A 24,109-nucleotide genomic window follows, 5' to 3' on the forward strand; every position below is an offset into this window, starting at 1 on the left:
GTCCACTGCCTTGCGTCGTTTTTTCGATCGCGTTCCCATCATCTAACAGCGCCAATACGCCATCCCATTAATTGGGGGCGGGCGCAGGAAGCTCAAACGTTATACGACATCGAATAGCATCATTAATTAGCGCATAGACAAATGAAAAGAACCCTGGAAAAAGAGATAATGGACGACAAAGAACAGGTTACCGCCTACGCCCGGGCTGATTTTTCTACGACAAATAATTTATTTATTGCCAAAGTATCCAGATATAACAGAAAAAATATATTGGACCTGGGCTGTGGCCCGGCTGATATTCCAATCATTCTGGCCGGAAACAATCCCAATATCAGAATCACGGCGGTTGACGCGTCCAGTGAGATGTTGGACTATGCCAGAAAACAAATAAAGTCGCGCAAACTGGATAAAAACATTACTTTGGTTAAGGGTAAAATTCCGGGGTTAGCCAAATCACTAAACAACCGACGATACGATTTTATTATTTCCAAAGATTTACTGCATCACTTGCCGCAACCGGCACCGTTTTGGGAGGAAATCAAAAAGCTATCCAACAAAGGAACGGCGGTAATGGTCATGGACTTAATCAGACCCGATAATAAGGAACAGGCGAGAAAAATGGTTGAATCGGGTGCCAAGAATGAAGCGAAGATATTAAAAACTGATTTCTATAATTCCTTATTAGCCGCTTTTACCATTAAAGAAATTAAACAGCAGTTAAAAACGGCCAAATTGAATCTTAAGGTGGAAAATATAGGCAGCCGGCATTTTTTGGTCAAGGGTAAAATGTAAGTATCGCCGACATTTCACGTTATACAACAGACGTGGGCGTAAACGAGTTCAGGCGCATGGTAAAGTATTAATAAAGCTCCATGGCAGACTTCAATAAAATCGGCGTACTAATACTAAACGAGGACGCGACGAAATTCCTGGTTTGCGAAGTGCATCCACGGGTTCTGCCACCAACATATCTCATGCCGGGCGGTGTTTTCCACGAGGATTCGATCGAAGAGTGCATCGCCAATGAAATAAAGGAAGAGCTGGACAGCGCAGTCGATACTTCCACAATAGAGTTTATTGGCGAGTATATCGATGTGGCCGCGACCAATCCCGATAAAACGGTGGCTATTCAACTCTACAAAGGTGCGTTATTAAATGAGCCAAAGCCATCTTCCGAGGTTAAGCAGCTTCATTGGATCGGCAAAGAAGGGGAGAACCTTGAAGTTGTATCGCCGATTATCCGGAATAAGATTATTCCCGATCTCATCAAACGAGGTATATTGAAATAAAATTCATCGTCCAAAAGTAAGCATTCCAAAATTTTTGATATAATACCATTCTACACATTACACACTACCAAATGGAAAACGACGCAATGAAAAAACACACTTCCCCATTCATCGTAATAGCTGTTGTTATTCTTGCGGTGGGATTGGCATTTTTCGCTTTTCAATTATTATTTATCCAACCGGACAGTAAAAAAGTCGCCTGTAGCGAACTTCCTTCGGCTGAACAAGTCCAAAATATTCTTACCGAGCATACTGATATTATTCAGGAGCTGGGACGTCTCGGTCCCGAAAACACCATTCGATTTGATGCCGACGCGACTAGGTGTCCAGGTAAGGCCGACATTTTTATCATTTACGGCACAGAGAAGCAACGTCATCAGATAAAAGATAGAATCGGCGATAATTTCTTCGGAATACCTTACCGAATGGCAAATATGTAATAAAACCTTGAGAGAATAGCAACATGTCCAAACTAGATCTCCAAAACGGCATTATCAAGAATTCGCGTGGACTAGTGTACAAAGTCGAAAATGGCCAACGGTTTTTTCTGTTGACGCAAGAGCTCGATGGCATCTACACGCTTCCGGGAGGCTGTAAGGATCTCGACGATGTCGACTCGCTGTCCGCCATGCAGCGTGAAATAAAGGAAGAATTAAACTTGAATACAACAGATTACGAAATACGTGGCTCGGATATCCAAAAGACATATCAGAATGTATATCCCGATCCCACCTCGGAAAGGTTCGGCAAGGACACAATCATTTGTTTGTTTCTTATTCAGTGTATTGATTCACAGTCAATCAAGTTATCAGATGATATAAAAAGTTTCCAGTGGTTTAATGAAATAGATGCTTTAAAGTCGTTAACCACAAACCACATGAAGGAAATGTTTCGGCTCGGTATGGAGTTATTGCAGAAATAATTTTACCCAAAGGTATCGTTTCATTGATTCGATCAATAAATATGGACAATAGTATAAAAGCGGTTCATGTATATGACCGGATAGCTAACGCGTACGCCGACGTGTTTTCGGAACCTTCCGAAAATATCGATGAGTTTTTGGAACTTTTACCAACCAAAAGCAAGATTTTGGACGTCGGCTGCGGTAACGGAGTTGATTGTATTTACGTAAAAAACAAAGGTTATGACGTTGTCGGCGTCGATATGTCAGAAAAAATGCTTGATATCGCTAGAAGCAAATATCCTGAGATCGATTTTCGTCTGGGTGACATGAGAAAACTTGAGTTCGACAAGAATGAATTCGATGGAATTATTGCAGCTTGTTCGCTGATTCACATACCTAAGCGGGACATTCCAAGTACATTGAATCAGTTTGCAGGATTTCTTAAACATGGCGGCGCAGTATACATTCTGTTACAATCTGGAAAATCTGAAGAATTGTTCGTAAATGAACCTTTCAAACCCGATGAAAAGTTGTTTGTGAATGTCATTTCGTCGGACGAAATCGAACGGTTGCTCCAAGACGCTGGTTTCGAGATAGTACATAAACACGAACGTAAATCTTTAATAGAGAAGGAGCTCGACTTTATTCATTTGATCGTGATTGCTCGATATATAGGCGTCCATTAACATATGAACCGTCCATTTGATTGTATTACCGACTTCATTTTTATTGAAAATCAACCTGCCAAGGCTGATATTATTCTAATTCCGGGTGGTTTACGGCCCCAGCTGATGGATAAAGCCGTGGAACTCTATCGGCAAGGTTTTGCCCCATACATACTTCCATCAGGAGGGGCTGGCCCAAAACTTAGTCGAGAAATAGAGGCCGGAACCGCACATTGGAAAAGTGAGTGGGAGTTTTTACAAAATATTGCCCTGCAAAAAGGAGTTCCGGAAAAAATGGTGTTGAAGGAAGACAAAGCCTTGAACACCTACGACAATGCTAGACTGTCGTGGCGAGTCGTTCAGCAACAGAATATCGAGGTTAATAAAGCCATCCTCGTGTGCAAGGCATTTCACGCTCGACGCGCACTACTGACTTATCAAGCCGCTTTTTCTTCAAAAATCGAATATATTATTTGTCCGATTATTGACGATCGTGATGTTCGACGGGACAATTGGTTCTTGGATGAAAAAAAGATTGAGCTAGTGATGGGTGAAATGGAAAAAATCGGGAAATATTTTGTGAAGCGTATTACCCAGTTAAATAATAACGCCTAAACAATAAACCCATGGATTGCCTCTTCTGTAAAATCATTGAAAAAAGTATTCCCGGTGAGATTGTCTACGAGGACGATCAAGTGATCGCGTTCAAAGATATCCATCCCAAAGCGGATATCCACGTGCTGGTAATCCCGAAGCGGCACATTCAGTCGCTGGCTGGTTTGAGTGAGGCCGACGCGGCTTTGATCGGGCACTTAATTGTGGTAACGAGCCGGTTGGCGAAGGAATTGGGGATTGAATCGGGTTTCAAAGTAGCGGTAAACAGCGGGCTTAAGGCTGGCCAGGAGGTGGACCATCTCCACATCCATTTGATGGGCGGGCGCTTCCATAGTCACTTGGCCTAATTTGACGCACGTTGCCATCCGTGGTATATTCAACACGTTAGTATTTTTTAAATTATCTTATATTCACAAGGGAGGTGAATAGAGTGGTCGAAGTCCGCCGCAAGGATGGAGAATCTGGAGAAAGTCTGCTGCGCCGTTTTACTCGAAAGGTTCAACAAAGTGGCACATTGATTCGGGCCAAGAAAAGACGTTTTTACGAACCGCCCAAGAACAAACGGGCCGTGCGCGAAGATGCAATTCGCCGGAGTGTTATTCGGGGAAAGCGCGAATATCTCAAGAAAATAGGCAAATTGGACGATTGGATGGAACGTAAAGGTTATCGAACATACAAGGGTTCAAAAAGATCAGGTTCTTAAAACATAGCTCGTTTTGATCCGAGAAAAAATTGAACAAAATTTGAAGTTAGCCCAGAAAAGCCAGGATGAGGCGACAGTTTCGACGCTGCGCCTGGTTTTGGCATCTATGAAGAATTTTCAGATCGAACAGCGGGGTCGCGATTTGACTGATGATGACATGATTATGCTGTTGAAAAGGGAAGCCAAGAAGCGCACTGAAGCGATCGAGGCCTACACCAAAGGCGGCCGGGAAGAATTGCGCGCCAAAGAGGCTCACGAACTGCAAATTATTAGGGAATATTTACCGCCGGAAATGTCTGAAGAAGAGGTAAGTAAGGTCATCCAGGCGGTTATCGGTGATCTGGGTGTTACTGATCCCAGCCAATTTGGCCGGGTAATGTCTGAGTCTATGAAACGCTTGGGTAACCAAGCTTCGGGCCAAATTGTTTCAGCGGTTGTCAAAAAGGCTCTCACTAAACCAAAAGACTAAGTAATCGAAAGCGCCAATGGGAGGACCAATACCAAAAACTAACCAAAAATACTGGAGAGGCTTTGTGCTGGGAGCCGGCATCTGGTGTCTGCTGCTTTTGGCCGTTATTCTAGTCTGGCCGTACCGATTTGCCTGGGCGGCGACTTTTGACAGTAATACCGGTAGTGCTCTGGGCTTAGGTACGGTGCCGTTGGACCAGGTAGTACGGAACATTATCCGCTGGGCGCTGGGATTTTTGGGTCTGATCGCGGTGATTATGGTCATTTATGGCGGCTTTTTGTGGATGACCGCGGCGGGCAATGAGCAGCGGATCGAAAAGGCCAAGAAGATTATCATGGGCGCGATCATTGGCCTGGTTATAATATTGTTGTCTTTCGCCATAGTGCAGTTTGTATTTTTCGGTGTGACAAATTCTACCGGAAACGGAAATGACAATACTAACGGCGGCCCACCGCCGGATGGTGGTGATAGCGCTCAGTTCTATGTCCGGCTCGTCTCACCGCACGAGGATGAAGACAATGTTTCATTATGCCGCTTCGTTCAGGGCGTATTTAACCGCCAGATCAACCAATCGACTGGCGCACTGACACTGACCCAGGTGGACAATGGCCAAGCAGTCGCGGGCGCCATCACCTACCAGGATGGCAATAAGATAAAACTGGACCCGAGCGCCGATCTGGCTCCGCAAAAACAATACCGCGCTTTAATACCCGACACAGTCGAGGATTCATCCGGCAATCAGCTGGATCAGCAGAAAGAGTGGTATTTTACGACCGGTTCCGAGTCGGATAATGAGCCGCCGCGGGTATTTGATACCTGGCCCGATACGGGCGCGACGGATATCTGCCTGTCCACGCCGATTGTGGTCGAGTTTAATGAACCGATGGATCTGTCTACTCTGATTGTGGCCAATGTCACGGTCGCCGGTCCCGGCAACCCGCAGGTCAGGTCGGTGGATATTCCCAACGATCGCACAATGGCGATCACATTGAATTCGCCCTTGGAACCCAACCAGGATTACACGGTGACTTTAAACGGCGCGCCGGGGCATATTGCCGATGCCTGCGGTAATCCACTGGACGGTAATGGCGACGGTACGGGCGGTGATAATTATGACTGGTCATTTACGACCGGCATTGGCGCTGATTGCGCCCCCAAGATCAACTCGATCAGCGGATCGGGCTACTATGAGACCGACGTGACGATCGAGGGCACGAATTTTACCAGCATTCCCACCACGACGGTGTTTAATAACGACGCTACGGCTTTTAATAACTGTTTCAATGCCAGCTATATTCCTAACGCGGTTTGTGTCAAAGAGTGGACTAATACGCGTATTAAAGTCACCCTACCGGCCAGCGGCGGCGCCAGCAACGGCGCCATCGACGGTCTGGTTAAGGTTAGGGTAGGTGCGCTGGAAAGCAACGGCAAGGATTTTGACGTCAAGGCGCCGCACGTCAGCCAGGTCAACCCGGCCAGCGGCGGACCGGGGCAATTCGTCACCATCACGGGAACAAATTTCGGCAGCAGCGCCGGCCGGGTGCTATTCCGCAAGACCGGTGATCCGGATATCGAGGGTGATCGGCCATCCTGCTCGTCTTGGTGGCAAAATGATCAGATTATTGTCAAAGTACCGGAAGGTTTCAGCCTCAATGACGTTACACAAATACAGATTGATACTTCGGGCAACCGCCGTTCCAATCTGGAAGATTTTCAAATAACGAACCAAGTTGGGCCGGGATTATGTTCGATCACCCCGGCTTGCGGTGGTGCGGATACTGATGTCACATTAATCGGCGAGGCATTAGGCGGCGCCGGCCAGCTGAAATTCGACGGTACAACGGCTGACACCACGGTCTGGACCGAAGGCCAGATCAAGGGCAAGGTACCGGATATCGCCGACAGCGTAAATCCTTATTCGGTCACCGCGACTGTCGGCGGACTGGTCAGCAATGGGCTGCCATTCCACAAACCCTGTGGAACCGGCGATGATGGCGAACACCGCGCCTGCGCTGGCGCTACTTGTATCACCGCTTCCGGTGAGGCGCCCGATGAATGCGCTAACGACTCGCAATGTACCGGCACAAACACTCACTCAGAATGCGCCGGCGCGATGTGCAACGTAGTTGATGGCGCGGGCGCCAATCAATGCGACACACCCGATGACTGTGATGGCGAACACCGGGCTTGTGCCGGTACCAGCTGTATAACCGTTTCGGGCGAAGCGGCCGACGAATGTACCGACGATTCGCAATGTACAGACGCGAATACCCACTCGGAATGCGCCGGCGCGATGTGCAACGTAGTTGATGGCGCGGGCGCCAATCAATGCGACACACCCGATGACTGTGATGGCGAACACCGGGCTTGTGCCGGCACAACCTGTATTACCGCCTCAGGCGAAGCCCCAGACGAGTGTTCCAATGATTCCCAGTGCACCGACGCGAATACCCACTCGGAATGCGCCGGCGCGATGTGCAACGTAGTTGATGGCGCGGGCGCCAATCAGTGTGCCGTGCCGGATGACTGTGCCGGATCGGGTACGGACTGCGACTCCGACCCTGCTACGCCGGCTTGCCAGCCAGGCGCCTGCCCTGTGGGAGAAACTTGCCGCGATACAGATTGCCGTTGTTGGGTATTGCCCTCCTATGCCTGCAGTACTACCCAGTGGAGCTGCACGCCCAATCCGGCGGGTTGCGCTGCTACGCAAGGATGTTTGAATGATTGTTCTTGCGCCGACAGGCCAACGTTGACGAGCAGCATTCCTGCGAATCTCAGTGTCGACATATGTCGCAATGTTCAGTTCAGCTGGACTTTTTCGGAGACAATGAGCGGTTCTTCGGCTGACAATGATGCTATTCAGCTAACGATCGATGGCGGAGCCGCGGCAGGTGCTGCATGCAGCGTGGACAAAGATTGCGCATCGGATAATTGCAGCAGCAATCTCTGTGTCGGCAGCGTAGTCAGGGGTAGCTACTCCCAGCCATCCGATAAGCACAACATCTATGGAAACTTTGGCTTACTGGAGGCTGACACGGATTATCGAACCAAACTGCTGGGTTTGGCCAACGGTGTTTTGAGCACCGACGGTTTGGGTATGACCAGCGATGTCGAGTATACGTTCAAAACCTCCACCGCGATTTGTGATGTCAATCAAGTTAGGGTCGATCCGAGCAGTTGGCAATTTGTCCAGCGGGATGCCTCGAGGATGTTTACCGCTTCGGCTTACCATGGCGACCAGATGATCCTGTCCATTCCCGGTGTGTATGAATACAATTGGACTTGGTCAACGGATGACGCCACGATTATAGTTGTCGGTCCGATCAATGTTGCGGCGACGGTGGGAACCATCCAAAACAAGAACGGCAGCACCCGAATCAACGCCAAGGCTTCCGTGACTACCCCCGGCAAGGAAAAGGAGGTTACCGGCCGGGCGGAAATACGGGTCAATATGTGCGAACACCCCTGGCCCGATCCGGGTGCCGGATTATTCGTGCCATTTACCGATGCTGACACGCACTTTTCTTTCTGGTACTGCACTGACGATGGATTGCCGATGATTACAAATGTTACCAATGGATCCAGCGGTGCTGACCTAATCAAGGAATATTTCTTTAATGGTTTGCATGTCTGTGAGGGCGCGGCCAAAGCCTGCACGGTAGACGCGGATTGTGACGGCATGGCCTGCACGGTGCTGCCGGATGCGGTTGGCGTACGTGTAATGACGAACCCGAATAGTCAATCACCCAAACTTTGGTATGAAAAAAGATTACCCAATGAGCCGATCCCCAGCGGCGCCGAGCGGACCATTGATGGTTTTCAGTCCATTCGAGTCGGTCGGACTAGCTATGTCGATGCGGCTAATTCCTACTTTGATGGTGCCTGGCATACTTATACCAATATTTATCTACTGTCCTTCAGTGAGAATTCGAAATCTGTAACCCAGGAGGTAGCCAACGCATTGATCGGGAACTGGAAATTTGTCACCAATGCGGGTGTTGATTTTGGCGATTTTGCCAAACCCTGGCTGATACGTGACACCAAGCGGTTGGCCGACTTAGCCGATATTGAGCACTATCTGGACGATTATCGGGCTACCAGTAGCACCTATCCCAATCTGCAAGCCGGCAGCTATCTAACACGACGGTCCACTAGCGCCTGGCCATCATGGCAAGCTTCCTTGGGTAACGCATTGGGCAAGGGATTGCCCACTGACCCGTTGAACTTGTTTTTGTACGGCTCCGGCCCGGGTACGTGTGAGGTGCCGCCGTATGATCACGATACCTGTTGGTGGGGCAATAAGACTCTGTACCCGACTGACGGTGGCCGGTTCACCTGCCAGGCCAACTCGCATGTTTATATGTACAATTTCGTTCCCGATCCGGCCGACCCCGCGCTCGATAAGTCCTATTTGTACACGATGCTAGAATATCCGCAATGGGGTGCGCTGGCACCAGCTAATCCATGTGCCGGTTTAGCCGATGGCTCTAGTTGCGCTTGCTTTAATTACACCAGAGAAGTCACACCATAATTATGCCAAACTCAACCAACCAGCCCAGTAGCGCGGAAGATATTTTTGCCCCAACCGATCCAGCCGGCACTCGAACTCCGTCCGTGCGTCCAACTCGGCGTCCGGCAGCACCTTATCATGACAGCCCCCTGCCACCGGTGCGCTCTGGTGGCTCTCGTAATCGCACCATATACCTAACAATAATCGTGATCGTGGTAGTATTGGTTGTCGGCAGCATAGCGGGGTTGGCTTGGTGGAAAAATCGTTCCCAGACCAGCGCTAACGCCAGCAACCGAAACACCAATCAGCTAGTAAATCAGAATGCCAACTCTTCCATTGTTAATGTATCCAATCAGAACGCTAACGCAACAATCATCCCCAATGTCAATGAGTCGACCAATGCTCCTGCCGACAGTGATCGCGATGGATTGTCGGATACGGAAGAGGCCAGTCTTGGCACAAATCCGCAATTGAGCGATACTGATGGTGATGGCTTATCGGATCTTCGCGAAGTCAGGATCTATCATTCAGATCCTCTGGTATCAGATTCCGATGGCAACGGCGTTTCGGATGGCGACGAAGTATCAGCAGGTGATAATCCCACCGGCAGCGGCTCACTTTTTGATATTAGCAATAAGACCATAAATTCAAACTAATGCCCGACCAGTCACCATATACGATGTCCAACAACCCAGCCCAGGGCATCAATAATACCGTCCCCGAAAATCCCACCGAGATTCGCGTGATGCCGGAACGGTTTTTAGCGCGCGGCGAGGCCAAAGGATCGAGTCGCATGCGTTGGTGGATATATGTCGTTATTTTGATTGTTGTCGCCGGTTTGATCGGCGCGGGTATATTGTTGTTGAATCGCATAGTGGTGAATAATAATACGGCACCGTATCGAATCTGAATAACGCGGCTATTAACCAGAACAATAACGGCAACACGAACCTCAATACCAATAATTCTAATAACAATACCAATTCTGTAGTGACGATAAAGGAATTGTCCGATACACTGCTGAACAAGGCCGACCTAGGAGAGGGTTATGAAGCCTACCAAGAACTGAAAATCACTACCGACACTGGCAGTATTGCTGGCGTAGCTTTGTCGCGCGCCCAACGCATTTTTACGCTTGAGGATACGAAATCTAACAGCGTCAGTATTACCATAAAAGTTATGGAAGCCCCCTCAAAAACGGATGCAAACGCCGTATTTCAATCGGAAAATAGTGAACTGAAGCGTTCAGTTGGCAACCAGGAAGGCCGGTTTGTAAAAGCTTCCACAGTCGGCGATCAATCACTGCTGTATGAACAAACCGACGGTAATAAAATCGAAACCATCTTTAGCTGGAAATATCTAATAGCCGATATCTCGATTGATGTATTCAAAGGCTCGGCACCATCGACTGAAGATGTGAAATCTTGGTTGGCGCGGCTACTTCAAAACTTTAAGGCCTATGATAGCACTAAGCCGGTTACCAATACTAACGAAAACGATAACGCAAATATTAACGCGAACACCAACACTAATATAAATCAAAACGCGAACGGGAATATCAGCGCTCCACCACCGACCAGCAGCGCCGATCAGGATCAGGATAGCTTGACCGACACGGAGGAGCTGCTTTACAAAACCGATGTAGCTAAGCCGGATACCGACGGTGACAGTTATCTGGATGGTCCCGAAGTGGCCACTGGCTACAGTCCGATCGCAGCCTCAGGCGCGAAATTGGAGGCGTCTGGTTTGGTAAAAGTATTTTCCAGTCAAATCTACAATTATCGAATCCTGTATCCTTCGCCCTGGATAGTACAGAACGCTGTCGCCGATGGATCTAGCGTGGTCATGACTTCGGATACCGGTGAGTTTGTCAGCGTAACAATCGGTGAAAATTCGGAACGTTTGTCAGCTAAGCAGTGGTACATGAATCAAGCTCCTGGAATTGATGAGTCCAAAATTACTAGTGTCGTTGTCGGAGAGCTGACGGGCGTGAAAAGTTCCGACGAATTGAATGTGTATTTAAGCAATGATACCGCCATATATATTATAACTTATAGTCTGGCCAACCACGAAACCGCTAATTTTCTGACTACCTTTGAAATGATGGTGCGCAGTTTCCGGGTAACCGGCTCACCACCGTCAATCAACGGTAATACCAACGCTAATACTAATACAAACACCAACTCGAACGTTAATGCTGGCATCAACGTCAACAATAATGTCAATGTGAATACCAATACTCCAGATGGCACCTCTAGGGCGCCGAGCGGAACAGCCATACCGGCACCGATATTAAACACCGAACTTGGCATCTAATAAAAAAACGCAGCCAGCGATCAGCCTATCCGGTATTGCTGGCGGTTGCACGTCAGTAGAGCGGGTTACGGTCAACCGGATTATCCGATCCGCCAATCAACTATGGCAGCGGACTCCCGCCGCCGAAGTAACAGCGAATTTTGTCAGCGCTCCGGTTATTCAGCAATTGAATCGGCAATACCGCCGGGTCAACCGACCGACTACCACGCTGTCCTTCGTCTACCAGGGGAGTGGCAGCCAGCGTGATCCCTGGATCGGTGAAATAATGTTTTGTCGCCGAGCCATTAAACAATGGGCAGAAGATTCAGGTAAAACCTACCTGATAGCCCTGGCTGATTTGACTGCTCACAGTTTGCTCCACATATTGGGCTATCACCACCAGAACGATACCCAGGAACGGACCATGGAGCGTTGGGCCAAAAGAATAACCAAATCAATAACATGATCGAGAAGATCAGGCAAACAATCCGCAGTTTTCAATATGCCGCCCGTGGCCTGTGGTATGTTATTCGGCGGGAGCGCACTTTTCAAATCCATATTATTGCCACCCTTGTGGTGGTGGCCCTGAGTGTTGTCTACCCGCTGAAAACTTGGGAGATTATTATATTAATCATAATGATCGTGCTGGTGCTGGTGCTGGAAATTGCCAATACGGCGGTGGAAAAGATTATTGACGCCCTCAAGCCGAGATTGCATTTCTACGTCCAAGTAGCCAAGGACCTGATGGCGGCAGCCGTACTGGTAGCGGCAATTGGCGCGATTATTATCGCACTATTGATATTTTGGCCATATTTTTAAACTAGCTAGTTGTCTCATCGGTAAAAATATATTATAATAACTTTACTAAGATAGTCTAAAACAGTTCCGCGTATGGCAAGAGAAGAAATTTATACCGGCCTTGATCTGGGTTCCAGCACCGTCAGGATCGTTGTCGGCCAACACAGCGAAAATGGCCAGTTCCAGATTTTGGGAGTGGCCGAGCATCCGTCTGAAGGAATCAGCCGGGGGGTGATTACTAGTATTGAAGACACTGTTTCCAGCATTTCCGGCGCTCTGGAGAAAGCCGAACGTATGACCGGACTACCCATCGAGCATGCTTTTGTGGGAATTAATGGCAACCACATCACTTCGCAGAACAGCCACGGTGTCGTGGCCGTGTCTAAAGCGGATGGTGAAATTAAGGAAGACGATGTGGTGCGAGTGATTGAGGCGGCTCAGTCGGTGGCCATTCCGCCAAACTACGAAACACTGCATGTGATACCGCGGTCCTTTTCGGTTGATAACCAATCGGGCATAAAGGATCCAGTGGGTATGACCGGTATACGGTTGGAGGTCGACGCTCAAATAATTCAGGGCTTATCGAGCCAGGTTAAAAATACCACCAAATGTATTTACCGCACCGGGCTGGATATAGATGATTTGGTACTGGGTGTTTTGGCTGCATCCGAGTCGGTATTGACCCACCGTCAAAAGGAATTAGGAGTAGCGCTGATTAATATCGGTGCGGCCACAACCAGTGTGGCGGTGTTCGAAGAAGGAGACATTATTCACATGACAGTGCTGCCGGTGGGTAGCGGTCATATCACCAACGACATCGCAATTGGTTTACGCACATCGATTGAAGTGGCCGAACAGGTCAAGATTGAGGCCGCCTCCTGCGTACCGGAAGAAGTCAACAAGCGCGATGAAATAAACCTAAACGAAATATCCGACAGCGAGAATACGGTGGTATCCCGGAAGCATATTGCCGAGATTGCCGAAGCCCGGGTGGAAGAAATTTTTACGATGGTGGATAAGGAACTGCAGAAAATAGAACGGAGCGGCTTGTTACCGGCTGGGGTAATATTAACTGGCGGTGGCGCCAAGTTGCCCGGCGCCATCACGGTGGCTAAGCAGATTTTCAAGCTTCCGGCCGCTCTGGGTACCCCGCGTGATATTGTTTCATCAATTGATAAGATAACCGATCCGGCCTTTGCCACGGCAATTGGTTTAGCGATCTGGGGTGCCCAGGCCAATTCCAAGAGCCATGCCTTTTCCGGCAGCAGCTTTTCCTCGGTCGCCGATGTGACCGGAAAACTGCGTAAGTGGTTTCGATCCCTGGTACCCTAAGGAAAATGTTGACGTCAGCCAGTTTTGCGTGGTAGAGTATAAGCCAGTACGTCGTATATTATGAAATATAAGGCTAAACGGGACCCCTCTGTCGATGGTCTCTCACGAAGGAACACTCTCATGGAAGTGAAACCAGCTATCGAAACCTTTGCGAAAATCAAAGTAGTCGGATTGGGAGGTAGCGGTGGCTCGGCTATCAATCGCATGATTGCCTCGAAAATAAAGGGCGTTGATTTTGTCGTGATCAATACCGACGCGCAGGCGCTGCATCACAATCAGGCGCCGACCAAGATTCAAATTGGCAAGACTACCACACGTGGCCTGGGTGCTGGCATGGACTCCGAAACTGGTCAGAAAGCGGCCGAAGAGAACCAGGATGAAATTTACGATAACTTAAAAGGTGCCGATATGGTGTTTCTGACCTGTGGCCTGGGCGGCGGTACTGGCACGGGTTCGGCGCCAGTGGTGGCGGATATCGCAAAGGATGTGGGTGCCCTGACGGTCGCCGTGGTTACCAAACCATTCCAGTTCGAAGGTGAGGAACGTCGCCGGATCGCCGAAGATGGCCTATCCAAGCTAATCGAGAAAGTCGACACCATCATTACCATCCCGAACGACCGCTTGCTCCAGATCATCGACAAGAAGACCTCTTTGCTCGAAGCTTTTGAAATAGTGGATGACATACTGCGCCAAGGCGTTCAAGGTATTTCAGATTTGATCACCGTGCCGGGCTTAGTCAACGTCGACTTTGCCGACGTTAAGGCGATTATGCAGAATGCCGGTTCGGCTCTTATGGGCATTGGCCGCGGTACCGGCGAAAATCGTGCCGTCGAGGCTGCCAAGCTGGCCATCGAAAGCCCGTTACTGGAAATGTCGATCGAGGGCGCCAAAGGCATCTTATTCACTGTTACTGGCGGTACCAGCATGAGCATGTACGAATTGAATGAAGCAGCCAAGATAATTACCGGCTCAGCCGATCCGGGTGCTAAGATCATCTTCGGCTCGGTGATTGATGAAAATCTCAAAGATGAACTCAAGATTACCGTGGTGGCGACTGGATTCGGTGACAAGCGGGTGAAAAAAGTGAAGCTGGAAACGGTCACACCATTTACTCGCGACGAGAAGCCACCCCTGAACACATTTCAGCGTCCCGCCCCGCAAAACGTAACTCCTAAACGGGTGTTCAAGGACGAAGAACCATCTATGGAGAGCGCGCCTCAAAAATCTAAAGAAGAGGAAGAGCTGGAAATACCCGCGTTCATTCGCAAGAAAATGATGTGAGCGTGAGTAAGATGATTGTTCGGCCCACTCTCCGGAGTGGGATTTAGTATTGACGATCCGGTTCGGTGGGCTCTTCAGCTCTTGTTCAGGTGAGAGTCGTTATATATACTGGTAGTGTCATATAATTAAAAAGTATCCAAATGGATTCGCAAACAAATAAGCCCAACTTTATTAGTAACGTCGTGCTGGTTAGTTTTGTCGTGGGGGGCGTGATGGGCGGACTGGTGGGGGCGGTGACCGGCGGTATTTCGGTGGATCATATCGTGCCTTGGTTTGATCGGACATTTCTAGGTAAGGAGGCTACCGTAAACAATGCTAATACCACCTCAATAAGTACGACTAAAGTATCACAAGCCGAAGAAGAATCAGCCACAATTGATACGGTCAAAGGTGTGTCGCCGTCGGTGGGTAGCATTATCGTCAAGCAGAACATTGTTCAGCCAAACACTGATCAACTTTCGCCGATCGACCTTTTCTTTGGTCAGCAACAACCCAATACAGATTCCAGTAGCCCAAGAGAGGTGGCAGCCGGAACCGGATTTATTATTTCCAGCGATGGCTATATTTTGACCAATAAACACGTTATAAACATTAATAACGCGGCCTACACATTTGTGACTAACGAAGGCAATGAATATGACGCCAAACTAATCGCGACCGACCCATTTAACGATATCGCGGTCATAAAAATTGAAGCGAACGATCTGCCGGCGCTCGAGTTGGGCGATTCAGATTCGCTTAAGATCGGCCAGACTGTCATTGCCATCGGCAACACCTTGAGCCAATTTCCCAATACGGTCACCAAGGGCATCGTGAGCGGAATCGGACGAACCATTACGGCTGGTGATAGTCAGGGTAGCTCGGAAACGCTAGAACAGGTAATCCAAACCGACGCGGCCATCAATCAAGGTAATTCGGGCGGGCCGTTATTGACCCTGGATGGGAAAGTGGTGGGCATCAACACCGCTGTCAGCCAAGAGGGTCAATTGCTTGGTTTTGCCATTCCGATCAGCCAAGTTAAACCGGCCATTCAAAGCGTGCGGACGGATGGGAAAATTACCCGACCCTATTTGGGTGTGCGATATCAGATTATTACCCCGGAATCAGCTGAAGCGAATAATTTAAGTGTCGACTACGGTGCCTTGATTATTCGGGGGAGCAATAATTCGGTGGCGGTTCTGCCGGGTAGTCCGGCGGACAAGGCGGGTTTGGTTGAAAATGATATAATATTGGAAATGAACGGTCAGCGTATTACCGAAGACAATTCGCTGTCCCAAATGATGAAGAGTCGGTCGGTGGGGGATTCCGTGACACTGAAATATCTTCATGACGGTGCCGAAAAGACTGCTACCACGATTTTGGAAGAGTATAAAGCCACCTAACCAAAGTTTCATGAAAGAACTAATCCAATCCATCCGCGATCTCAAGGACAAAGTCGAGCGGACTTGGGGGTTACTTTGACCTCGATCGAAAGAAGACCGAATTAAAAGTATTGGGTATCGAAGCCGCCCAGCCCGAATTCTGGCAAGATCAGGAACGGGCGCGTTTGGTTAGCCGGCAGATGGAGGAACAGCGGCGCGAGATTGAAACATGGGAATCAATCGACCGTCGTTTGGTCGACCTATTGAGTATTGCTCGTGAGGCGGAGCATGATCACTCGGAAGGTATTCAAGTCGATATTCAGAAACAATATGATGAGCTCAATGGTGAATTTGACCATTTAGAATTTTTCGTGTTGTTGGGTGGGCCGTATGACGTTCGAAATGCTCTGGTGGCGATTCATGCCGGCACGGGCGGTGTCGAGGCGCAGGACTGGGCGGCGATGCTACTGCGCATGTATTTACGTTATAGTGAAAAAAAAGATTGGTCGGTACGCATTCTGGATCGGTCGGTTGGAGAAGAAGCGGGAATTAAAAGCGCCACGCTGGAAGTGCAGGGTCGCTATGCCTATGGTTATTTGAAGGCCGAGGCTGGCGTGCACCGATTGGTTCGGTTATCTCCCTTTGATGCCGATCATCAGCGCCACACTTCATTTGCCTTGGTAGAAGCATTGCCCGAGATTGCCGAGGTTGAAGAAGTTGAGATTGATCCAAAAGATTTACGAATCGATACTTTTATGGCCTCGGGACATGGCGGTCAGAGTGTTAACACCACTTACTCTGCTGTGCGCATTGTGCACTTGCCAACTAAGATTACGGTATCGTGCCAGAACGAACGTTCCCAGCAGCAGAATCGGGAAACCGCAATGAAAGTATTGAAGAGCCGATTGCACGCGCTGGCTGAAGCTGAGAAGCAGTCTGAGAAACAACAACTGCGCGGGGCGTATACCTCAGCCGAGTGGGGGAATCAGATTCGTTCTTATGTGCTTCAACCATATCAGATGGTTAAGGATCATAGAACAAAACATGAAACCTCAGATACCGGGAAGATTCTCGATGGAGACTTGGATGAGTTTGTTGAAGCCTATTTAAAGTTTGCGGCTAAGAAATAGAAATAAAATACCTGGCTACGTTGTTGAATTATACCAATCGACTATGGCAGATGTTACAATTAAATGGAAGCGTTCTTAATATTCTAGAGCACGCCCCAGAGTTAAATATTTCTGAATGGTACTTGGGAGCCGGCGGCATTACTCAAACGGTGTGGAATATTTTGCACGGTTTCGCGCCGGACTACGGCATCAATGATTATGATTTAGTATATTGGGATTCAAACACATCGGCTGAAGCTGAAATAGAAGTAATTAGTCGTGGAAAAATAATATTTCGTGATATTACCGCGCCACTCGACATTGTTAATGAAGCTAGAGTGCATATATGGTATGAAAAGGAATTTGGTCGTCATATCCGCCAGTATAGTTCTTTAGAAGACGCTATTAGTACGTGGCCTACCACGGCAACGTCAATAGGCGTACGCAAAGCAGGTAATAGCATCAAAGTGTTTGCTCCATTTGGGCTAGATGATTTATTTAATCTAGTGGTGAGACCAAACAAAGCGTTGATTACCGAGGCGATCTATAATCAGAAAGTTGATCGTTGGCGGACAGTATGGCCAAAGCTAAAAATCATAAATTGGGATGAGTAGAAAACTGCTTGTTTCATAACAATGCATCTTTTCACGAAAAGGTGAATTCAAGTAATAGAGTAAAAGTTCAGCGTCATTACAACATTTCACGAAAAGGTGAATCGTCATTTGACTGATATCCCAAGTAATGATAGCTTTTGAACAGACGCGGGAGAAATCCACGTTTTTTTATGTATACACACCCCCACTTACGACACCCAGCCTTGGTTTATCGAGCATTAGGAAACGAACGCCGACTCTATCTCATGGAAATATTGAGGTTGCGCAAGCGCACCGGAACAGAAATTACTAGAGAATTAAAGATTTTCCCATCAGCCGTTTCTAGACACATTCAATTATTGGTACGTTCTGGATTAATAACTGGTCTGAGGATTGGAAAGGAAGTCGAATTTAGTATCTCAAACAATGTGGACGTTGAAAAACTCGTGGAATTACAGCATCTTTTCACGAAAAGATGAATTGAGGTAATGGAGTTAGATCCAGTATCTGTACAACATTTCGCAAAAAGGTGAAATCAATGCATTGTGCATAACAATGCTTATATTGTAATACAATAGACAGATATACTGTGATATATGTGCTAATATTAAGCACATATCATTATATAATACTATAGTGTAGATAATTAATTGACAAATAGTAGTTATTTTTCTTATACTTATAGCAGATGAAACACAAACACGGATCGTCATTTACACATCATGTTCGCAAAGGAGGTGAATCAAGATGTGCGGAATAATAGGATACACCGGACCAAGACAATGTCCCGATATTCTGCTCGAAGGACTACACCGGCTGGAATACCGCGGGTACGATTCGGCCGGAATGGCTCTGGATGGAACCGGCCAGCTGGTGGTGTTCAAGGACACGGGCAAGGTTGACGTGCTGGATGGGCTGCTGCAGGAGAGCCGGCCGTCTAGTACCACCGGGATAGCGCACACCCGCTGGGCAACGCACGGCGAACCCAGCCGGGTTAACGCGCATCCGCACACGGACGCATACGGACATTTTGCCGTGGTTCACAACGGCATCATCGAGAACTGCGATGCGCTGAAGGAGATTTTGAAAGGCAAAGGATATACCTTTGCCTCCGACACTGATACCGAGATACTGGCACATCTGATCGCCGACTACTGGAACGGCAGCCTGGTTAAGGCGGTCGCGGCGGCGCTCAAGCTGGTGGTGGGTACGTACGGTATCGCCATCATCAGTGACTACGAAACCGGCACGATCGTTTGTGCTCGGAAAGGCAGCCCCTTGATTGTGGGCATCGGTGCCGACGAGTACTTCATCGCTTCGGACGTGGCGGCCATATTGCAGCACACCAAGCAGGTGATTTATCTGGGCGAAGAAGAGCTGGCTGTACTGACACCGGCTGGTTGTCAGGTAATGACCATCAACGAAGTGCCGGTAGAACGGGACACAGAGATGGTCACCTGGGAGCTGGACCAGATCGAAAAAGGCGGTTTTCCGCACTTCATGCTCAAGGAAATCTTTGAGCAGCCGCGCACGGTGGCGAATGCCATCCGGGGGCGCTTGCTAGATACTGACGTCAAACTAGGCGGACTGAATCTGACGGACGATGAGCTTCGGCAATTCGACCGAGTGGTTCTGTGTGCCTGCGGCACGTCGTGGCACTCCGCGCTGGTGGGTGAGTACGTCCTCGAAGAGCTGGCACGGTACCGTTCGGTAGAGGTGGAGTACGCCTCGGAATTTCGTTATCGAAACCCGATGATTGACGATCGAACCCTAGTCATCGTCATCAGTCAGTCCGGGCAGACAGCCGATACTCTGGCGGCATTACGTGAAGCCAAGCGGCGCGGCGGTAAAGTCCTGGCCATATCCAACGTGGTCGGCTCGACTATCGCCCGCGAAGCTGACGGTGGTATCTACATTCACGCTGGTCCCGAGATCGGTGTGGCCAGCACCAAGGCATTCACCGGACAGGTAGTGGCGCTGACTCTATTAGCCATTCACCTGGGCCGGATACGGGGCACTCTGACCGAAGACATAGCCACCGAGCTGATCGTTGAACTGGCTGAGATTCCTCGGAAGATCCAGCAGATCTTGGACGCTGCCGATGAGATCAGAGCCATCGCCGAACCGTTCAGCGACAGCGGCAATTTCCTCTACCTGGGTCGTGGCTACAACTTCCCGGTGGCACTCGAAGGTGCCTTGAAACTCAAAGAAATATCGTACATTCACGCCGAAGGATATCCGGCCGCGGAGATGAAGCATGGTCCCATCGCGCTCATCGACGATAATATGCCGGTCGTATTCCTCTGCACCCAGGATGGCGCGCATGACAAGGTCCTAAGCAATCTGGCCGAAGTCCGTGCTCGCCATGGTCGCATCATCGCTGTCGCCACCGCCGGTGACGAACCAATGCGGGCGCGAGCTGATCATGTGATCTGGATTCCGTCCACTCTCGACGCGCTGGTTCCGCTCCTGTCCGTCATCCCGCTGCAGCTTCTGTCCTACTACGTGGCCGTGAAACGTGGTTGCCATGTCGATCAACCGCGCAATCTAGCCAAGAGTGTAACCGTAGAATAAGCCTCGGCTAATTCTACATCTCACTCTGATCCAGCTCTTTCTTCCATCGACACTCTGGCCTTGAACTCTGTTCAGGGCCTCTTTTCTTGCGCGTGGTATAATAATTACATGCCTATAAGATCCGCCATCAAACAAAAACGTGTCTACATACCGATTCTGTGTATTTTTATTGTAGTTGTGTTGCCCTATTTAATTCCATTACGTAATTATGTAAAAAATACTTCGGAAGACTCTTTGGATCAATACGGCGCCTATATATATCTGGATAATCAACGAATTTATTATGAGACTGCCGGTCCGATTAACGGTCCGGCGATCGTATTTATGCACGGGTTTGGCGGGTGGAGCGGTAACTGGCGTCCCATGGTGCAAAAATTCGGTGCAGCGGGTTCTCGGGTGGTTGCCTTCGATCGGCCGGGATTCGGCTTGAGTGATCAGACGCGCTCAACCCAAATGTCCAACATTGAACAGGTTAACGCCAGCGTGAAAGTTTTTGATGCGCTGGGGATTGATCGAACCGTGATCATAGCGCACAGTCTGGGTGCGCAGGTTGGTTTGCAGTTAGCCGCTGAACATCCGGAGCGGGTATCCGGTTTGCTAATCGTCGATGGCTCGATTCGGGAGCGGTGCGATTGGATAGATTCATTCGGTGTGTTACTGAAAATACCTTTTTTAAGACGCTGGGCCGAAGTTGGGTTGAGTGCCTATTTGACCCCAGGTCGTTTTGATAAAGTTTTGCAAACGGCCATATCTTCATCGGAACAGTTGTCGGTCGAGGCAATGTCCCGATATAATGTGGCGGTTCGGACTCCGGACTGGCAGGTGGGCGTGGTAAGTTTATTAAGAGACCGGCGTTTAAATGTGCTGTCCGACCCAATAACCAAATTAACTATGCCGGTTGGGTGTGTCTGGGGTGTTGATGATAGTTGGGCCAGCATTCAGATTGGACAGAAATTATGCGATCAGCTATCGGCGGAATTTATACCTATAGAAAAATCCGGTCATTTGCCAATGGAGGAACAACCCGAACTATTTTATCAGTCGACACTAAATTTTATTAATAAAATAATCCAATAATATAGGAATATTTAGTGGTTTGTGCTACAATCAAAGCAGAATATTAACAACCAACAACCATGCCATTTCACGACGACATTATCAAGCTAGCTAAAGAAAATACCTTTTTTCGCCATGAGCTTACCACCGGCGCGCACAGCCAGGTGGTGATTATGAGTTTGAAACCGGGTGAAGATATCGGCAATGAAGTGCATCATGTCGATCAGGTATTGTTCTTCATCAACGGTACGGGTGAAGCGACATTGAATAATAGTGAAACATCTGTGATCGGACCAAACCATCTGGTGCATGTTCCGGCCGGAACCTGGCACAATTTTCGCAATACCAGCGAGACTGATATGAAGCTGTTTACCGTCTACGCGCCGGCCGAGCACGCGCCCGGAACAGTTCACAAAACCAAAGCCGAAGCGGACGCCGCCGAAGCGGCCGAGCATAAATAAATCAGCATGCCCGTCTGGATCTTATTCGCACTGGGGTCTGCCGTAGCGGCGGCGCTGGTCGCCATCTTCGGCAAGATCGGATTGTCAAAGGTTGATACAACACTGGCCACGACATTACGTTCAGTGGTAATGGCAGTTTTGTTGATTGGGTTTTCCCTGGCGTTAGGTAAATTCGCTCATCTGGGTACGGTACATCGCAAAGATGCGCTGTATATTGTTTTGGCCGGATTGGCGGGAGCTATATCGTGGCTGTGTTATTTTGTTGCGCTGCGCATGGGGCCGGCTTCCGGGGTAGCGGCGTTGGATCGTCTTAGCGTCGTGTTCGTGTTAATTATTGCCGTACTGGCACTGGGAGAACAACTAACCTGGAAGTCGGGTTTGGGAGCTGTACTGGTGGTTGTGGGCGCGGTACTGATCTCTTGGCGTTAATTATAATCAGCGATTACTTGTCGAAATATAATGAATGTGTTAACATACGGCCGGTCTATATTGACCCATAGATCAGCGGTTTTAGTCGGCCAGCCGATTGGAAATTGGCACGGCGTGGGGCTTCCAAACAGGAGGTGGAGGTGGCTAGGGAGTATTTGGCGATCTACGAATACGACGGTAAGCCAAATCCTGCGATGTTGCTCATCGTGTTGTTGCTGCCGTTAGCGGTCTATGGCACTATCCAAGTCGGACAGGGGTGGAATACGCTCCGAATAAGCTGCACCGCAGCGGCGATCGCCATGCTGCTGGCGATACCCACATATCGGTTGTTGTTCGGTGGCAATCGCCTCCGTTGCGTGAAATCAAACGGTGAAGTCGATCGGTCTGGCAACATTCTACTGCCACTAGCTTTCACCGGGCTCGTGGCAATGGCAACCTTCGTTCTGGTGGGCGCCATCGTCTGTTACGGTCACTGGTTCGCGACCTTTTATCGGGGTGTTTACTAGAGGTTCACACCCCTTTCCTTTATTCAGATAGTAGAAATTATATGAAGAAGACAAAAGTAGTTGTAGCATTATCGGGCGGAGTTGATTCAGCCGTGGCCGCGGCGGTGCTTCAGCAACAAGGCTTCGATGTGTCAGCGATATTTCTGCGCAGCTGGTTTGATCGGACAATTGATCCCGGTTCTGACAATCGTTGTTGTTCGCTGGAGGCCAGCACGGTGGCACGGCAAGTAGCCGATCGGTTAAACATTCCATTCCGGGTGTTGAATAATCACGTACCGTTCCGGAAGATTGTGGTGGAATATTTTTTACAGCAATTGGCTGCCGGTGTGACACCGAATCCGTGCATAGTGTGCAACAAAATTATTCGATTTGATCATCTTTGGAAAGTGGCCCAAAGCCAAGGGGCGGATTTTCTAGCCACGGGACATTACGCTCGATTAAAACGCACACCAAAAGGTGTTGAAATGTGGCGCGGCCTTGATGCTTCAAAAGATCAGTCGTATATGCTGAGTGCTCTGTCGCAAACCCAGCTGCGGCGAACTTTGTTTCCATTGGGAGCCATGACCAAGTCGCGCGTCCGAGCGATCGCGGCCAAGTTAAATTTAAAGTCAGCCGATCGTCCCGACAGCCAGGATTTATGTTTTGTTCCCAAAAACAAGTACGCCGAATTTGTCGGTAAATATTTAAAGCTGAAAACCGGTGATGTGGTGACAACCGACGGAACCGTAATCGGCCAGCACCATGGTTTACCGCTGTACACTATTGGCCAGCGCGATGGCTTGGGGATTGGCGGCGGTATGCCGTATTATGTATTGACGAAAGACGCCAAACGAAACCGCTTGATCGTGGTTGATCGTTTACACCTAAAGCAGCTGAATGCGAAATCATTTCAATTGTTAAAACCAAGCTTCATTGCGGGCACCGCGTCTAAGTTACCGTATAAATGTTCGGTTCAAACCCGTTATCACACCCGGCCGATAAATGGCACTTTAAGGCGTGTTGGAGGGGCATTCGAAATTCATTTAAACAAATCGCAACGCGCCGTTACGCCCGGCCAGGCGGCGGTGTTATATCGGGGAGACAAGCTGGTCGGCGGTGGAATCATCGGTCCGGTAGGCGAGTCACGTTGATTATTCCTCGAAAATACGGTAAAATCCAC

At 49.0% G+C, this 24,109-nt stretch carries 26 protein-coding genes; all 26 read left to right on the forward strand.

The window, feature by feature from the left end; translation table 11 throughout:
- Nucleotides 1-141: 141 nt before the first annotated feature.
- The 26 genes from WC734_05620 to mnmA all read left to right on the forward strand — a co-directional run bounded on the left by WC734_05620 (nucleotide 142) and on the right by mnmA (nucleotide 24,080).
- Nucleotides 142-792 carry a class I SAM-dependent methyltransferase gene (locus WC734_05620; GenBank protein MFA6198593.1) on the forward strand — a complete coding sequence of 217 codons (651 nt, stop codon included), beginning with the start codon at nucleotides 142-144 and terminating at the stop codon, nucleotides 790-792.
- Nucleotides 793-872: 80 nt separating this feature from the next.
- Nucleotides 873-1,289, forward strand: coding sequence for an NUDIX domain-containing protein (locus WC734_05625; protein MFA6198594.1), 417 nt, complete (start codon nucleotides 873-875; stop codon nucleotides 1,287-1,289).
- Nucleotides 1,290-1,375: 86 nt separating this feature from the next.
- Nucleotides 1,376-1,729: a hypothetical protein gene (locus tag WC734_05630; protein MFA6198595.1), complete on the forward strand. Its 354-nt coding sequence runs from the start codon at nucleotides 1,376-1,378 to the stop codon at nucleotides 1,727-1,729.
- Nucleotides 1,730-1,752: 23 nt separating this feature from the next.
- On the forward strand, nucleotides 1,753-2,211 hold the full coding sequence (locus WC734_05635) for an NUDIX domain-containing protein (protein ID MFA6198596.1): 459 nt from the start codon (nucleotides 1,753-1,755) through the stop codon (nucleotides 2,209-2,211).
- 41 nt (nucleotides 2,212-2,252) lie between these two features.
- Nucleotides 2,253-2,879, forward strand: coding sequence for a methyltransferase domain-containing protein (locus WC734_05640; GenBank protein MFA6198597.1), 627 nt, complete (start codon nucleotides 2,253-2,255; stop codon nucleotides 2,877-2,879).
- Between the two features lie 3 nt (nucleotides 2,880-2,882).
- The gene (locus tag WC734_05645) at nucleotides 2,883-3,473 is read left to right on the forward strand and encodes a YdcF family protein (GenBank protein ID MFA6198598.1); all 591 of its coding nucleotides are present in this window, start codon (nucleotides 2,883-2,885) and stop codon (nucleotides 3,471-3,473) included.
- Between the two features lie 11 nt (nucleotides 3,474-3,484).
- A complete protein-coding gene (locus WC734_05650; GenBank protein MFA6198599.1) occupies nucleotides 3,485-3,820 on the forward strand; it encodes a histidine triad nucleotide-binding protein in 336 nt (111 codons plus the stop codon).
- Between the two features lie 74 nt (nucleotides 3,821-3,894).
- Nucleotides 3,895-4,176, forward strand: a complete 282-nt coding sequence (gene rpsU, locus WC734_05655) for a 30S ribosomal protein S21 (GenBank protein MFA6198600.1) — start codon at nucleotides 3,895-3,897, stop codon at nucleotides 4,174-4,176.
- 13 nt (nucleotides 4,177-4,189) lie between these two features.
- Entirely contained in the window at nucleotides 4,190-4,645 is a 456-nt protein-coding gene (locus WC734_05660; GenBank protein ID MFA6198601.1) for a GatB/YqeY domain-containing protein, read from the forward strand.
- Between the two features lie 16 nt (nucleotides 4,646-4,661).
- Complete coding sequence (locus WC734_05665) at nucleotides 4,662-9,176, forward strand: Ig-like domain-containing protein (protein ID MFA6198602.1); 4,515 nt, start codon at nucleotides 4,662-4,664, stop codon at nucleotides 9,174-9,176.
- Nucleotides 9,177-9,178: 2 nt separating this feature from the next.
- Nucleotides 9,179-9,811, forward strand: a complete 633-nt coding sequence (locus tag WC734_05670; GenBank protein ID MFA6198603.1) for a hypothetical protein — start codon at nucleotides 9,179-9,181, stop codon at nucleotides 9,809-9,811.
- A complete protein-coding gene (locus WC734_05675) occupies nucleotides 9,811-10,065 on the forward strand; it encodes a hypothetical protein (protein ID MFA6198604.1) in 255 nt (84 codons plus the stop codon). The genes WC734_05670 and WC734_05675 overlap by 1 nt, the downstream gene beginning before the upstream one ends.
- Before the next feature lie 95 nt (nucleotides 10,066-10,160).
- Nucleotides 10,161-11,471, forward strand: a complete 1,311-nt coding sequence (locus WC734_05680; protein MFA6198605.1) for a hypothetical protein — start codon at nucleotides 10,161-10,163, stop codon at nucleotides 11,469-11,471.
- Nucleotides 11,461-11,916 (forward strand): rRNA maturation RNase YbeY, encoded by a 456-nt coding sequence (gene ybeY / locus WC734_05685; GenBank protein MFA6198606.1) that lies wholly within the window; start codon nucleotides 11,461-11,463, stop codon nucleotides 11,914-11,916. Before WC734_05680 ends, ybeY begins: the two co-directional genes overlap by 11 nt.
- Nucleotides 11,913-12,269, forward strand: coding sequence for a diacylglycerol kinase (locus WC734_05690; protein ID MFA6198607.1), 357 nt, complete (start codon nucleotides 11,913-11,915; stop codon nucleotides 12,267-12,269). Before ybeY ends, WC734_05690 begins: the two co-directional genes overlap by 4 nt.
- Before the next feature lie 72 nt (nucleotides 12,270-12,341).
- Nucleotides 12,342-13,580 (forward strand): cell division protein FtsA, encoded by a 1,239-nt coding sequence (gene ftsA, locus WC734_05695; GenBank protein MFA6198608.1) that lies wholly within the window; start codon nucleotides 12,342-12,344, stop codon nucleotides 13,578-13,580.
- A 120-nt stretch (nucleotides 13,581-13,700) separates the two neighbouring features.
- Nucleotides 13,701-14,861 carry a cell division protein FtsZ gene (gene ftsZ, locus WC734_05700; GenBank protein ID MFA6198609.1) on the forward strand — a complete coding sequence of 387 codons (1,161 nt, stop codon included), beginning with the start codon at nucleotides 13,701-13,703 and terminating at the stop codon, nucleotides 14,859-14,861.
- Between the two features lie 140 nt (nucleotides 14,862-15,001).
- Entirely contained in the window at nucleotides 15,002-16,243 is a 1,242-nt protein-coding gene (locus WC734_05705; protein MFA6198610.1) for a trypsin-like peptidase domain-containing protein, read from the forward strand.
- Between the two features lie 10 nt (nucleotides 16,244-16,253).
- Nucleotides 16,254-17,352, forward strand: a protein-coding gene (gene prfB, locus WC734_05710) for a peptide chain release factor 2 (protein MFA6198611.1) whose coding sequence is annotated in 2 segments (ribosomal slippage) — nucleotides 16,254-16,301 and nucleotides 16,303-17,352 — 1,098 coding nt in all. Because the reading frame shifts where the segments join, the coding sequence is not laid out codon by codon here.
- Nucleotides 17,353-17,402: 50 nt separating this feature from the next.
- Nucleotides 17,403-17,945, forward strand: a complete 543-nt coding sequence (locus WC734_05715; GenBank protein MFA6198612.1) for a nucleotidyltransferase family protein — start codon at nucleotides 17,403-17,405, stop codon at nucleotides 17,943-17,945.
- Nucleotides 17,946-18,671: 726 nt separating this feature from the next.
- Nucleotides 18,672-20,498, forward strand: a complete 1,827-nt coding sequence (gene glmS / locus WC734_05720) for a glutamine--fructose-6-phosphate transaminase (isomerizing) (GenBank protein MFA6198613.1) — start codon at nucleotides 18,672-18,674, stop codon at nucleotides 20,496-20,498.
- Between the two features lie 108 nt (nucleotides 20,499-20,606).
- Entirely contained in the window at nucleotides 20,607-21,575 is a 969-nt protein-coding gene (locus WC734_05725) for an alpha/beta hydrolase (GenBank protein MFA6198614.1), read from the forward strand.
- Between the two features lie 59 nt (nucleotides 21,576-21,634).
- A complete protein-coding gene (locus WC734_05730; protein MFA6198615.1) occupies nucleotides 21,635-22,015 on the forward strand; it encodes a cupin domain-containing protein in 381 nt (126 codons plus the stop codon).
- A gap of 6 nt (nucleotides 22,016-22,021) precedes the next feature.
- Nucleotides 22,022-22,444, forward strand: a complete 423-nt coding sequence (locus WC734_05735; protein MFA6198616.1) for an EamA family transporter — start codon at nucleotides 22,022-22,024, stop codon at nucleotides 22,442-22,444.
- Between the two features lie 104 nt (nucleotides 22,445-22,548).
- Entirely contained in the window at nucleotides 22,549-22,950 is a 402-nt protein-coding gene (locus WC734_05740; GenBank protein ID MFA6198617.1) for a hypothetical protein, read from the forward strand.
- A gap of 41 nt (nucleotides 22,951-22,991) precedes the next feature.
- Nucleotides 22,992-24,080, forward strand: a complete 1,089-nt coding sequence (gene mnmA, locus WC734_05745; GenBank protein ID MFA6198618.1) for a tRNA 2-thiouridine(34) synthase MnmA — start codon at nucleotides 22,992-22,994, stop codon at nucleotides 24,078-24,080.
- The last annotated feature ends 29 nt before the right edge of the window (nucleotides 24,081-24,109 follow it).

The sequence above is a fragment of the Patescibacteria group bacterium genome (genome assembly GCA_041661625.1).
In the GTDB taxonomy this organism is placed as follows: Bacteria; Patescibacteriota; Patescibacteriia; order JAHIZJ01; family JAHIZJ01; genus JBAZUB01.